Annotated in this window: 8 protein-coding genes; 5 read left to right on the top strand and 3 right to left on the bottom strand. The window is 73.3% G+C overall.

Features of this window, described 5'->3' with window-relative positions; genetic code table 11:
* Nucleotides 1-113: 113 nt before the first annotated feature.
* Nucleotides 114-4127 (top strand): helix-turn-helix domain-containing protein, encoded by a 4014-nt coding sequence (locus tag ACFXDE_RS09280; protein ID WP_380492428.1) that lies wholly within the window; start codon nt 114-116, stop codon nt 4125-4127.
* A 7-nt stretch (nt 4128-4134) separates the two neighbouring features.
* Nucleotides 4135-4962, top strand: coding sequence for an NlpC/P60 family protein (locus ACFXDE_RS09285; protein WP_380492430.1), 828 nt, complete (start codon nt 4135-4137; stop codon nt 4960-4962).
* 60 nt (nt 4963-5022) lie between these two features.
* Here ACFXDE_RS09285 and ACFXDE_RS09290 read toward each other — a convergent pair whose 3' ends face one another.
* Complete coding sequence (locus tag ACFXDE_RS09290) at nt 5023-5934, bottom strand: phytoene/squalene synthase family protein (RefSeq protein ID WP_380492432.1); 912 nt, start codon at nt 5932-5934, stop codon at nt 5023-5025.
* Nucleotides 5935-6163: 229 nt separating this feature from the next.
* Nucleotides 6164-6511, bottom strand: coding sequence for a hypothetical protein (locus tag ACFXDE_RS09295; protein WP_380492434.1), 348 nt, complete (start codon nt 6509-6511; stop codon nt 6164-6166).
* A gap of 128 nt (nt 6512-6639) precedes the next feature.
* Between ACFXDE_RS09295 and ACFXDE_RS09300 the strand changes: the two genes are divergently transcribed.
* A complete protein-coding gene (locus ACFXDE_RS09300; protein WP_380444827.1) occupies nt 6640-7614 on the top strand; it encodes a helix-turn-helix domain-containing protein in 975 nt (324 codons plus the stop codon).
* A gap of 77 nt (nt 7615-7691) precedes the next feature.
* On the opposite strand, the gene ACFXDE_RS09305 is transcribed toward ACFXDE_RS09300, so the two are convergent.
* On the bottom strand, nt 7692-9602 hold the full coding sequence (locus tag ACFXDE_RS09305) for a putative Ig domain-containing protein (RefSeq protein ID WP_380492436.1): 1911 nt from the start codon (nt 9600-9602) through the stop codon (nt 7692-7694).
* Nucleotides 9603-10049: 447 nt separating this feature from the next.
* Here ACFXDE_RS09305 and ACFXDE_RS09310 point away from each other — a divergent pair, with 447 nt between their 5' ends.
* Complete coding sequence (locus ACFXDE_RS09310; protein WP_380492438.1) at nt 10050-12293, top strand: RICIN domain-containing protein; 2244 nt, start codon at nt 10050-10052, stop codon at nt 12291-12293.
* 240 nt (nt 12294-12533) lie between these two features.
* The gene (locus ACFXDE_RS09315; RefSeq protein WP_380492440.1) at nt 12534-13316 is read left to right on the top strand and encodes a S1 family peptidase; all 783 of its coding nucleotides are present in this window, start codon (nt 12534-12536) and stop codon (nt 13314-13316) included.
* Nucleotides 13317-13501 lie beyond the last annotated feature (185 nt).

A 13501-nucleotide genomic window follows, 5' to 3' on the forward strand; every position in this document is an offset into this window, starting at 1 on the left:
CGGCGGTGTCGTGTTCCCGGGAGGGGCTTCGCAGCGTTTCGGTGATTCGGGGGTGCCGGCAGCCGCCGGGCCGTCATGATGATGGCGTTGCGTCAACCTGTTGGGGGGCAGGGGTGGGGTCGGAGCTCGACGAGCGCGAATGGGGACGGCCTCCGGAGTTCGGGGCCGAGTTGCGGCGGTTGCGGAAGGTGCGGGGGCTCTCGCTCGCGGAGATGTCGCGGCTCGTCCACTACAGCAAGGGCTACCTGAGCAAGATCGAGAACGGCGGCAAGCCCGCGACGCCCGACCTCGCGCAGCGGTGTGACGACATGCTGCGGGCGGGCGGCGCGCTGGTGCGGCTGGTCGAGTGCCCGCGGGCCGATGAGCGAGGGACGGACGGTGGGGACGAGCCGTGTCCGTACCCGGGGCTCGCGTCGTTCGGGCCGGGGGAGGCGCGCTGGTTCGCCGGGCGGGACGGCGAACTCGCCGAGCTGATCGACCGGTTGGCCGAGCGGGCCGGGCACGGACCGCTCGCGCTCGTCGCGCCGTCCGGGGCCGGGAAGTCCTCGCTGCTCATGGCCGGGCTGGTGCCGGCGCTGCGCGGTGGGGCGCTGGCTCCCGAGGGGAGGCTGGGGTGGCGGGTGGCGGTGTGCACGCCGACGGCGCACCCGTTGGCGGCGCTGCGGGAGGCGCTGGAGGAGGCGGCGCGGGAGGAGCCGTCGGGCGCCGGACTGGCACTGATCGTCGACCAGTTCGAGGAAACGTTCACTCTTTGCGCGGACGAGGAGGAGCGGCGGGCGTTCGTTCGGACGCTGTGCGGGCTCGCGACGGTGCGCCCGGCGGCGCTCGTCGTGCTGGGCGTGCGGGCGGACTTCTGCGGGCGGTGCCTCGACCACCCCGAGCTCGTGCCCGTGCTCAGTCACGGGCTGCTCGCGCTCGGACCGATGGCCGGGGCGCAACTGCGGGAGTCGATCACGCGGCCGGCGGCCGAGGCGGGGCTGGGGCTGGAACCGGGGCTGGTGGAGGTGTTGCTGCGCGACCTGGGGGAGCGGGCCGGGGCGGCGGAGAGCGCCGGGGTGCTGCCACTGCTGTCGCACGCGCTGTTGGCGACCTGGCAGCGGCGCGACGGGCGGACCCTGACGGTGGAGGGCTACCTGGGCACGGGCGGCATCCACGGCGCGGTCGCGGAGAGTGCCGAGCGTGTGTTCTCGGGGCTGGGCGCCGGGCAGCGGGAGCTCGCTCGGCAGCTCCTGCTGCGGCTGGTGCAAGTCGGCCCGGAGGGCGAGGAGTTCCGGCGGCCGGTGGCGCGTGCGGAGCTGCTGTCGCTGCTGGTGGGCGGGGACGGCGGGGCGGTGCTGGATGCCTTCGTCCGGGCCCGGCTGCTCACCGTGGACCGGGAGACGGTCGCGATCACGCACGAGGCGCTGCTACGGGCCTGGCCGCGGCTGCGGGACTGGGTGGAGGCGGACCGGGCCGGTCTGCTGATCCGTCGTCAACTCGGTGAAGCTGCTGCGGAGTGGGACCGGGACGGACGGGACCCTGCCGCGCTCTATGGCGGTGCGCGGCTCGCGGCGGCTTGGCAGTGGGCGCAGGACCCGCTCCATCACGGTGAATTGACGGATGGTCAAACAGGCTTTCTGCGGGCGAGCCGGAAGCATGAGGACGAGCGCCAGGGGGTGGCCCGCCGACAGGCGCGACGGCAGCGTCGACTCATCGTTTCGCTGGTCCTGTTGCTCGTGATCACGCTCACCGCCGGGGCCTTCGCCTACCAGCAGCGGTCCTCGGCGGTCGACCAGGGGCGGACGGCGACGTCCAGGGCGATGGCGGCCGAGTCGGGCCGGATCGCCGCCGGGCGGCCCGAGGCGTCGATGCTGCTCGCCGACCGGGCGTTCCGGCTCGCGCCGACCGTCGAGGCGCGCAGCGCGCTGCTGAGCACGCAGGCGCAGCCGTTCGCGGGGCGGCTGGTCGGGCACACGGGGCCGGTGAACGGGTGTGCGATCAGCCCCGACGCGAAGCTGCTGGCGACGGCGAGTTCGGACGGGACGGTGCGGCTGTGGAGCCTGCCGGACCGGTGGCCGAGCGGGACGCTGGTGGGGCATTCCGGGCCGGTCAGGGGTGTCGCGTTCAGCCCGGACGGGCGGGTGCTGGCCTCGGCGGGGTCGGACGGGGTGCGGCTGTGGGACGTGGCCGGGCGGCGCTCGCCGGTCGTGCTGGGCGGGCACGACGGGCCGGTGCGGGCGGTCGCGTTCAGCGCGGACGGACGGGAGGTGGTGTCGGGCGGGGCCGACGGTGCCGTCCGGGTCTGGTCGGCGGCCGCGTGGGACGAGGGCGCGAAGCTGAAGGGGGACATCGGGGGCACGGGGGACGTGTCGGCGGGGCCCCGGCCGCTGATGACGCTCACCGGTCATCGGAGCGAGGTCCAGGCCGTCGCCACCGGACCGGACGGGCGGACGGTCGCGTCGGCGGGCGCGGACGGGACGGTGCGGCTGTGGGACGCCGTGACGGGTGCCGCCACGGCGGTTCTGAGCGGGCACGGCGGGCAGGTGCTCGGGGTCGCGTTCAGCCCGGACGGGCGGAGCGTCGCCTCGTCCGGGACGGACCGCACCGTGCGGCTGTGGGACGTCGCGAGCGGCGCCACGACGGCGGTCCTCGCCGGGCACAGCGACGACGTCAACGCGGTGGCGTACCTGGACGGCGGCGCCACCGTGGTGAGCGCGGGCGGGGACGGGACGGTGCGGCTGTGGGACGTCGCCGGGCGGCGGGTGACCGCGACGCTCGCGGGTCACACCGACTACGTCCTCGGCGTCGCGGCCGGCCGGGACGGCACGCTGCTGGCCACGGCCGGGTTCGACCAGTCGGTGGTGCTGTGGGACCTGGGGGCGGCGGAACTCGTCGCCCATCCGTTCGCGGAGGTGTGGCGGGCGGTGTTCAGCCCGGACGGGCGGACGGTCGCGTCGGCGGGTGCGGACGGGACGGTGCGGCTGTGGGACGTCGCGACACGGCGACAGACCGGGGTGCTCACCGGGCACGGCGGCCAGGTGCTGGGCGTGGCGTTCAGCCCGGACGGGCGGCTGCTGGCCTCGGCCGGCGCCGATTCGACGGTCCGGCTGTGGGACGTGGCCGCGCGGAGCCAGGTGGCGGCGTTCACCGGGCACCAGGGCTCGGTCTTCGCGGTGGCGTTCGGCCCGGACGGGCGGTTGCTCGCCTCGGCGGGCGAGGACCGTACCGTCCGGCTCTGGAACGTGCCCTGGCAGCGGGCCGAGGGAGTGCTGATCGGGCACACGGACTTCGTCAACGCCGTCTCCTTCGCCCCGGACGGGCGCACGCTCGCCTCGGGGAGCGACGACCTCACGGTGCGGCTGTGGGACGTCGGTGAGCTGCGCCCGGTCGGCACGCTGACCGGGCACACGGGGGCCGTGCGCGGACTCGCGTTCTCGCCGGACGGGCGGACGCTCGTGAGCGGCGGCAACGACGGGTCCGTCCGGCTGTGGGGCACCGGGGAGCGACGGCCGCTGGCGACGCTCACCGGGCACACGGGGGCGGTGCGGGCGGTCGCGTTCTCGCCGGACGGGCGGACGGTGGCGAGCGGGGGGAACGACGGGACGGTCCGGACCTGGGACGCGCGGGCGGGCGCGCCGGTCGCCGCGCTGGCCGGGCACGGGAACGCCGTCTGGTCGGTCGACTTCGGCCCGGACGGGCGCTCGCTGGCGAGCGGCGGCAGCGACGGGGCGGTGCGGTTCTGGAACCAGGACTCCGGTGCGCGCTCGGCCGCGATCTGCGGGCTGCTCGGACCCGTCGACGCGGCACGGTGGGCGGCGCTGCTGCCGGGGGGAGCCGTACCGGGCGGGGTGTTGACCGGGGTGCGTCGAGGCAGGTCGACCGCGGTTTCCCGGAAGGTTTCCCGTTTCCCGATGCGATGGGCGACCGGTGGCGGGTGGACGGTCGCCGGGTCGGGTGGGCAGGCTCGGGGCATGGGCGGCGGTCCACGACCGCATTCGGCGTCCGACGATGCGTCAGATGTCGTGCGGCCATGGGGGGTGTACGGGGGGCGGCCGTACGGCCGGGTGCTTCCTCCCTTGCGCGGCCCGCCGCCCGTTCCGTCGCACCTCCATGAAGAGGGGACCTTCCTTGCGAGCGAACCACCGTAGAACTCCCTTGGCAGGCCTGCTGCTTGCCCTCCTGGCCGGGCTCCTGAGCGCGATCACCCTCGCGGCTCCGGCCCGTGCCGACACCACCGCCGCGTGCGGGCTGGGCGGCACCCCGATATCCGACGGCGCCGCCCGCGCCATCGCCGCCGCGTGCGACGAGGTCGCCGCCGGCACCTGGTACACGTGGGGCGGCGGCCACGGCCCGACCCCGGGCGCCACGTACGGCAGCGTCGACCCGAGCGACCCCGAGCGGTCCAAGAACGATCCCTACCGGCAGGGCTACGACTGCTCCGGGTTCATCCGCTGGGCCTGGTACAAGGCCGCGGGCTCGGACGTCGTCGGGCAGAAGGACGCCGCCGAGGAGTTCCAGCTCCCCGGGCAGCGCCTGGGCACCGACACCGGTGTGCTGAAGCCCGGCGACCTCGTCTTCTGGGGCACGTCGTGGGTCCACCACGTGGCGATCTACCTGGGCGGCGGCAAGATCGTCGAGGCGCGGGAGTCGGACACGCACATCATGGTGTCCGACCTGACCAGCCACAACATGGTCGACTACGCGGGCGCCGTCCGCTACGACCCCGGCACGGCGGCCACCACCAACCACCAGACGTGGAGCAACGGCGTCAACATCCGCCCGACGCCTGGCACTTCGGGCCCGCCGGTCGCCGTCCTGCCCGGCCCGACGACCGTGCGCGTCCAGTGCCAGACCCACGGTGAGTCGGTGACGGCGGAGGGCTACACCAACGACGCGTGGTCCTACCTTCCGGACTACCACGGCTGGATCAGCAACATCTACCTCCAGGGCCCGGCCTGGCTTCCGGACGTGCCCACCTGCTGACCGGCGACCCCCCTCCGGCCCTCGCCCGCTCGGGCGGGGGCCGGCGTCGCCCCCCTGCCGTCAGCGCGCCACGCGGCGGGCCCGCAGGTACTCGCGGGCCAGGAGGCGCAGGGCGCCGAGCTTGGACGGGCCGGCGGACCGGCGGAGCAGAGCGGGGACGTCGGCGCGGGCGGTGGCGCTGGTGAGGGCCTCCAGGCCGACCATGCAGCGGACCATCGGCCGGTGGGCCGGCGGGGCCAGGTCGACCACCGTGCGGGCGGCGGCGAGGGTGCGGTCGACCTGGTCGAGCTGCTCGGTGACCAGGGCGCGGAAGGCCGGTGTGTCGCGGCCCTGTTCGAGGTCGGCGCGGGTGACGCCGTGCCGGTCGAGAGTGTCGGCGGGGATCGTCAGACGGCCGTCGGCGAGGTCCTCGGCGAGGTCGCTGACGAAGTCGAGGCGCTGGCTCGCGTCGATGAAGACGCGGCAGGCGGCCTCGTACGCGCTCTGGTCGCCGTCGGGGCCGAGCAGCGCGGCGACCACCATGAACGCCGGCAGCGCGTAGCCGTCGAGGTAGGCCTGGTAGTCGGACTCGGTCGCGAAGCCCGTGAAGTCGAGGTCCGCGAGGGCTCCGGCGAGATGGCCGGGGATGCGCTCGCGCAGGACGGGACGCGCGGCGGCGGAGGCCAGCAGCGGGCGCAGCTCGGGGTTGTCCGTCCGGCCGGTCGCGAGTCCTTCGACGACCTCCTGCTCCCAGCGCGCGTAGGCGGGCCGCCGCTCGTCGACCGGGCCGCTGTCGAGCAGGGTGTCGGTGCGGTGCATGAAGGCGGTGGCGGCGATCACGTGCGGCACCAGCCGGGGCGGCAGCAGCAGCCCGGCGGCGAGGGCGGCCTCGCGGCGGTAGGCGGTGACCTGCTCGCGCTGCCGGCCGTAGTCGCCGCGCAGTCCGGGGTCGTCGATCCCGGCCGCGTCCAGCGCGCGCTCCCAGCTGCCCACGTGCTTCCCTTCGGTCCTTCGTTCGATCGTCCCCGAGCCTAGACGGTGGGCGTGGGGGTGGTGATACGAGGGCCGGGCGCGGGCGATTGGTAAGCGTTCGGTAAGGCGGGTTCGCTAAGGTCGAATGGAAGCCGCCCGTTTTCGCCGTCGACGGGACGGGGAAAACGGGCGGCAGAGTTCCGCTGATGCTCGATTCGTTCTCGAACTCGTTATGCGGTCGATTCCGGCACTACGCCGAGAGGTAGATCGAGTTGATGGGGGTGAGGTTGATCCAGTACCAGCCCGGCCCGACGGGGGTTCCGCAGTCGCCGCCGTTGTAGCCGGTGCAGGCCGCCACCTTGGCGCCACCGGTCTGGTTGTTGAGCACGTAGTGATAGCCGTACATGTTGGAGAGGTTGTGCGGGCCGTACGTGTAGTAGCGGCTGACGATCGTGCCGTCGTCGGCGTAGATGCAGACGTACCCGTCCGCGCAGCCGTTGATGGTGTCGGCGTGGGCGGTGCCCGCGCCGGCGAGCAGGGAGGCGGTGGCGGCGAGGGCGGCCGCGCCGGTGCCGAGTACGGCCTTCAGACGCTTCATTGAGCGTTCCTTTCCCGAGTTTCGCTGGGCGGTCGTTTCGCCCGTGGAACCAGGAAATCGGATGACGGATCGCCGGTCGAATCATTCGAAACAATTCGAAGACGATCACGCGTAAAAGGGGGAATCACGTGATCCGGATCGAACTCTCGGCGGCCGCGGTGGCGCGCACGCGTTTCGCCGTGTCGCCGCTCTACCAGGCCATGCACCTGCTCTTCGCCCTCGGGCGGCAGCCTCGCGCGGTGCCGTACGAGTGGCGGCTGCGGGCGCGGGACGTCATCGTCGGGCGGCGGCTGGGGTTGCTCGCCGCGCTGGCGATCAGTGCGGACGGCTACACGCCCGACTTCCTGACGCCGGAGCCGGCGGCCTACCGGTCGGCCGTCGAGGACGAGTTGCACCTGGTGGCCACCGCTCCGGTCGAGCGGGTTCGGGCGGAGATGGGGCTGGTGCTGTCCGGGCTCGCGGACCTCGGGATTCCGGCCCGCAGGCCGCGCGCCCTCGTGCTGGACGCGCTGGACCGCGGGGAGGACGGCTTCGCGGAGCGGCTGGCGGGGGAGTTGGGCGCGTTCTGGTCAGGTGTCCTCGGGCCTCACTGGGCCGGGCTCTCCGCGCGGCTGGAGCACGACATCGCCCGCCGGGGGGAGCTCACGGCGGGGCTCGGGCTGGGCGGGATGGTCGCCGGTCTGCACCCCGAAGTGGGCTGGCACGACGGGACGTTGTCCGTGCGACGGCCCGGCCGTCCGGACCGGCAGCCGGGGCTGCGGATCACCGGGCCGGGCGTCATCTTCGTGCCGGGCGCCTTTCCGCCGGGGCTGATGCTGTCCTTCGATCCTGCGGCGGGGAGACGGACGCCCGTCGTGGTCTACCCGGCGCTCGGCCTGGCGCGGGAGGCCGGGGAGCGGCTGGGCGGATCGCGCTCGTCGATCCTCGCGGAGCTGACGCGGGCGCGGACGACGGCCGACGTGGCCTCGCGCGTGGGCCTCAGTCCGAGCACGGTTTCGTACCACCTGCAGGCGCTCCACCGGGGCGGGCTGGTGCGGCGGACCCGGCGGTCGCGGGAGGTGTACTACGAGGCAGTGGGGGATCCGGCGGGCCGGTTGCGGTGAGGAGCGAAGCCCTTGCCGGGGCGGGCCTTCGGGGCCCGCCCCGGCAAGGGTCGGTGGTGCGGACGATCAGGTGGGCGTCAGGAGACGGTCACGTCGTCGTAGTAGGTGTAGGTCGGGTCGCCCGGGTAGTTGTCGTCGCGGTTCGTCAGGGTGAGGGTGTAGCTGTGGCCCGGGGTCACGGCCGCGGTCTTGTTGACCCACGCGGAGGTGGCGGCGCAGGTCTTGGCGAGGACCGTGGTGGTGGTGCCGGTGGTGTTGTCCTTCAGGGTGGCGGTGGCCCAGTCGTAGGTCACGGTGTCCGGGCAGGTGTTGCTGTACCAGAAGGAGAGCCTGCTGGAGCCGGCCGGGGCGGTGAACGTCTGGGCGATCGAGGAGGTGGTGCTCGGGTTGGCCGAGCCGACCATCGCGCCGTACCCGCCGCTGTGCGCCGCGGAGCTGGAGGCGGAGGTGGAGCCGGCCGAGGTCCAGCCGGACAGGTTGCCGGTCTCGAAGCCGCCGTTGGTGATGGCGTTGCCGCCGCCACCACCGGTGCTCTCGGTCCAGCCGAAGGAGGCGCTGCCGGAGGCGTTGGTGCTGTCCTTGGCGGTGACGGTGACGGACGAGGTGCCGGCGGCGGTCGGGGTGCCGGAGATCAGGCCGGTCGAGGAGTTGATCGACAGGCCGGCGGGCAGGCCGGTGGCGGAGTAGGTGAGCGCCTGGCCGGAGGCCGAGTCGGTGGCGTGGATCTGCAGGCTCGCCGCCGTGCCGACGGTGCCGCTCTGGCTGCCCGGGTTGGTCACGGTCACCGTGTTCTGGCCGGTGCCGCCGCCGACGATCGGGTGCGAGATGGCGCAGGAGTTGGTGTCGTTGGACCAGCTGGCCTGCTCGGCGAAGGAGCCGGTGCCCATGGTGATCATGGCCGCGCCGCCCGTGGTGCCGGGGGAGAGCCAGGCGCACTCGTCGGAGTTCTCCTGGCCGTTGTAGCTGCTGCCGGACACGTGGTTGGTCCAGCCGCCGGCCGGGAACTGGTCGGACATCGTCTCGTGCCACTCGTGGCCGAGCGTCATCGTCCAGCCGTCGAGGGTGCCGCTGCCGGAGTTGATGAATCCGACCCCGCAGCCGGCGCCGGAGTCCATGTTGTACGGCTGGTTGGAGAACGCGAGGTCGCCGTAGGGCGAGTTGACCGCGCCGCCGGTGAGCGTGGTGTCACCCGTGTAGTCGTGCCAGGCGCAGTACTGGTTCTGGTAGTTGTCCGGGTTGGTGCCGGTCGGCGAGAGGATCACGTAGTACGCGTCGCGGTTGGACGCGGCCGTGGTGTTGCCGAAGTGGCCGGCCGCGTTGACGGCCTCCTGGCCGAGCTGGTTGCCGCTGGCGGCGCTCGGCGAGGCGCCCGAGTTGTCGTACCAGACGCCGGACAGGACGCCGCCGCTCTGGTACGGGACGAAGCTGGCGTTGGACGGGCAGCTGACCGCGCCGGACGCGACGTTGGGGCCGTCGCACCACTGCGTGAGGTCGGCGGACCAGAGCTCGCCGCCGGTGCCGATGTCCTTGAACATCTCCTGGGCGACGGCGGCGGCGCCGTCCGGGTCGCCGGAGAAGGTCGCGTCGCCGCTGCCGTTGGTGCCCTGGCTGCCCCACTGGCTGCCGTAGAAGACCAGGTAGACCTTGGCGTGGCCGTCGAGGACGCCGACGCCGTTGGTGCCGCCGCCGTACGACAGCGTCTGCGGACCGGTCGCCGCGGTGCCGGCGTGGGTGTCCGCCCAGGCCTTCATCTTGGCGTTCTGCGCGATGGTCGGCATGGCGCCGTGCCGGTACGGGTGCTGGTACTGGGGGCTGAACGGGTTCGCTGCCGACGCGCTCGGCTGGTTCGTCGCCTCGGGCTGGGCCTGTGCGGCGGTGGAGGCGAATCCGGCGGCCGCGAGGGCCAGCGCCGCGACGCCGGACAGGACCGTCGTTCTCGCCTTGCGGGTCGGTCTGCCCGCCTTGTGGGGCGTGCGGGAAATACCCATGGTGGGGGGAGCCTCTCTCATGCCGACCACCCGCCTGCCTGTTGGCAGCGGGGCTGTGCGGGGTGAGGACGGAGGAGAACAGGCGGCACCGGCACGTGATCCGACGGATCGTCGGTCACGGATCTACGAGGGGGATGGGGGCGGTGCAGCCTGCCACGCCACAGCAAAGCAGGTCCCGGAAATGGGGGTCAACGGGCCGGTGAGTAAAGGGCTTTGAGCTGAACACAACGTTTTCGAAAAATCCGCACGCGGGCGTGCGGTTGGGATCTCGGATTTCCTGCGTCAACAGATTACGGGCTGCTTATTCAGTGATGGCCGGACTTATCCAGTGAAGTCGAGGCGCGGAGGTGTCGCCGGTCTTGACCGGGCTGACGCTTGCTGCCACTGTCGTGCTCGAAGTTGCTTGAACTGAAGCAGAGTTGAGCAAGAGTGAGCCAGGGAGTGCCCGTGTTCCCTCACCCGTCCCGCAGACTCGCCACCCTGTTGACCGCCGCGGTCCTGCTCGCGGCCACGGTCACCGCCTCCGCGCTGCCGTCCGCGGCCTCGGCCGACGAGCCCGACGGCTCGGCCGCCTACACCGTCACGGTCGGGGCGCCGACGCCCTTCACCCACCCCACCGACACCCCCGCCGTCCCGTACGTCGACAAGGACGGCACCTTCTACTTCCAGCAGTCCGCCGCGCTGTACGGCAAGAACGACCCGCGCTACTGGGACTTCTTCACCGGCACCGACTTCGACACCGCCACCCGGTCCGCCGCGATCAGCGGCGCGGTCAACCCGGCCGACCCCGCCGACCGGAACGACGACACGACCTCGCGCTGCAACAACAGCCCCACCGGGCGCGGCGCGACGTTCGCCGGCGGCGCCAGCGGGTACGCGCAGAAGAACTACTGCGACCTGTCCGGCGTGTGGGTCGACCCCGACACCGGCGACTGGTACGGGCTGGTGCACAACGAGTTCACCCCGCAGCCCTTCGGCGACGGGCTCCACTACGACGCCATCGACTACGCCGTCTCCACCGACCAGGGCCGCACCTGGGCGATCAGGGACCACGTCATCACCTCGCCGTACAGCACGAGCCGGGGCGACACCGCGCAGTTCCCGAACGAGACCTACTCCTACGGCGACGGCGACCAGCGGCTGCTCGTCGACACCGCCTCCGGGTACTTCTACGTCTTCTACGGCTCGCGGATCGTCGACAAGAGCGGCGGCTGGAAGGCGTTCCACTCCCACGTCGCCCGCGCGCCGATCGCCTCCAAGATGGCGCCCGGTTCCTGGCGGAAGTGGTACGACGGCGCCTGGACCGAGCCCGGCACCGGCGGCCGCGAGAGCAACATGGTGCCCGTCGACGCGGACAACTCCACCGGGTACACGGCTGCGGCCGACGAGTACGACCCGGCCAACACCGGGACCTCGGCCCAGCAGATCGCCGCCGGGACGATGCCCCCGACCTCGCCGCTGTTCGTCATGGACGTCACCTACGACGCCTACCTCGGCCTCTACATCGGCGAACCGCAGGCCGTCGACCAGAGCGGCAACGCGCCCCAGCGCTACTACGCCACCGCCGACCTCTCGACCCAGAAGTGGGTGCCGATCGGCGACACCGGCGGCTACCACACGGCCTCCTGGTACCGCTGGTTCCTCGACGGCGCCAACCGGACGAGCTCGGCGATCGTCGGGCGGACCTTCCGCGCCTACTGCGCGTTCGGCTGCTCCGGCGGCGCGGACGGCGAGTACGTGCCGGTCACGATCGACCCGTCGGCGCCCGCCGCGCCGCCGGTCGACCCCGGCCGGGCGTACCGGATCGCGAACGCGGACGGACGGGTCCTCGCGCAGGCCGCGGGCGGCCCGGACACCACCTCGCTGGTCGCGGCGACCGGCTCGCCGCTGGAGTCCTGGACCTTCGCGGCGAACGGCGACGGCTCGTACCGGATCGCCAACGGCTCGACCGGGCAGCTGCTCGGGGTCGACTCGGGCTCGGTGAGCGGGCGTTCGTGGGGAGCCCGGCCCGTCCTCGGCGCGGCTGCGGCCGGCGGGCCGACGGTCGGGCAGCAGTGGTGGCTCGTGCCCGGCGCGGCGGCGGACGGCACCGCGACCGGCGCGCTGCGGATCGTGAACCGTTACAGCGGCCTCGTCCTCGGACTCTCGGCGAACGCCTACCGGCTCACCGAGACGACCCCGAACCGGAGTTGGACCGACCGCAGCGGCAGCACCGTCGGCGGCGCCCGGACGGCGGCGGAGCAGACCCTGACGCTCACCGCCCTCGGCCCGGCCGGCACCGGGCTCGACGGCACCCGCACGGTGGTGGCCTCGGGCAAGGCGCTGGACGACCCGGCCCACTCCACCGGCCAGGGCACCCGGCTCATCACCTGGACGTCCAACGGCGGCCGGAACCAGAACTGGGTCTTCACCCGGCAGGCGGACGGCAGCTACCAGCTCGCGAACGGCGAGTCGAAGCTCTGCGCCGACGTCAGCGGCGGTTCGGCGGCGGCCGGGGCCCCGGTGATCCAGTGGCCGTGCACCGGCGCGGCCAACCAGCGCTGGATCGCGACGCAGGTGGCGGGCGGCGGGTACACGCTCGCGTCGCAGAAGAGCGGCCTCCTGCTGACCACGGCCTCGACGGGCGACGGCGCGCTCGTCACGCAGCAGCCGGACACCGGCTCGGCGCTCCAGCGGTGGGTGATCGGCTGAGGCCCTGACGGTCGGACGGCGGCGGCTCCCGGGGCCCGGTGGTGGCCCTGGGAGCCGCGCGTGACGGGGCGACGGCGTGGCGGCGCAATACTCCGATCAGTGGCGCTCTCCCCGCCGATCGGCGGGTGTCCCCGATGGGCCGTCAGGGGCCAGCCTTGCGGGCAGTTCGGCATGGACATGCCATATCTGTTCCATGTCATCCCCCACGAGGCGGCCCCACACCGCCGGACAGGACACGTCATGAGGTACTTCCCGCTGCCCAGGATCCTCGCCGCCGCCGCTGCGGCCACCGCGCTCGCGCTCGCCGCGCCCGGGACCGGCGCCTCGGCCGCGCCCGTGCCGAGCCCGCCGATCATCGGCGGTGGCAGCGCGTCGCAGAACTACTCCTTCATCGTCTCGCTGCAACAGGGCGGCCAGCACATCTGCGGCGCCTCGCTGATCTCGCCCACCTGGGCGGTCACCGCGGCACACTGCGTGGCCGGCGGCACGGCCGACCAGTTCACCGTCCGGGTCGGTTCGGGCGACCGGACCTCGGGCGGCGAGGTGGCCTCGCTCGCCCGGGTCGTCCCGCACCCGAATTACAGCACCAACAACGACATCGCCCTGCTCCAGCTCGCGGCCCCCGTCCAGGCCACCCCGATCGCGCTCGCCGACAGCGCGCCCGCCGGCACCGCCACCCGGCTGCTCGGCTGGGGCCAGGAGACGCCGCAGCCCGGTGGTGACAACGGCCCCGACCAGCTCAAGGAACTCGACACCAGCCTGCTCCCGAGCGGCTGCGCCGAGGGCTTCGACGCCTCCTCCGAACTCTGCGTCAACAACCCGCAGGGCCCGGACGGCAGCAACCAGGGCGCCTGCTACGGCGATTCGGGCGGCCCGGCGATCGCGCAGATCAACGGTGAGTGGCGGCTGCTCGGCGCCACCAGCCGCGCCGGCGGCACCTCGCCCACCTGTGCGGTCGATCCGTCGATCTACACCAACGTGACCGCGTTCAAGGACTTCATCCAGAGCACCATGGCGAGCTGAACCGCACTCCTGCCGAACCGCTCTCCTGCTGAACGGCATTCCTGCTGAACCGCTCTCCTGCGGCGTGCGGACCGAGGTCCGCAACCCGCAGGTCCCTTGTATACGCCGGGGCTAATTGGCGCCCCGCGGCAGAGAGAGCAGGGCGGCGTAGTGGGCCGCGGAGAGGTGGGGGGGGTGCGCAGCCA

Source organism: Kitasatospora sp. NPDC059408 (assembly GCF_042751525.1).
In the GTDB taxonomy this organism is placed as follows: domain Bacteria; phylum Actinomycetota; class Actinomycetes; order Streptomycetales; family Streptomycetaceae; genus Kitasatospora.

Bases quoted from the DNA above. Each gene is read 5' to 3' on its own strand.
- ACFXDE_RS09305 (WP_380492436.1), bottom strand. From the start codon at position 9,602: ATGGGTATTTCCCGCACGCCCCACAAGGCGGGCAGACCGACCCGCAAG.
- ACFXDE_RS09295 (WP_380492434.1), bottom strand. From the start codon at position 6,511: ATGAAGCGTCTGAAGGCCGTACTCGGCACCGGCGCGGCCGCCCTCGCC.
- ACFXDE_RS09315 (WP_380492440.1), top strand. From the start codon at position 12,534: ATGAGGTACTTCCCGCTGCCCAGGATCCTCGCCGCCGCCGCTGCGGCC.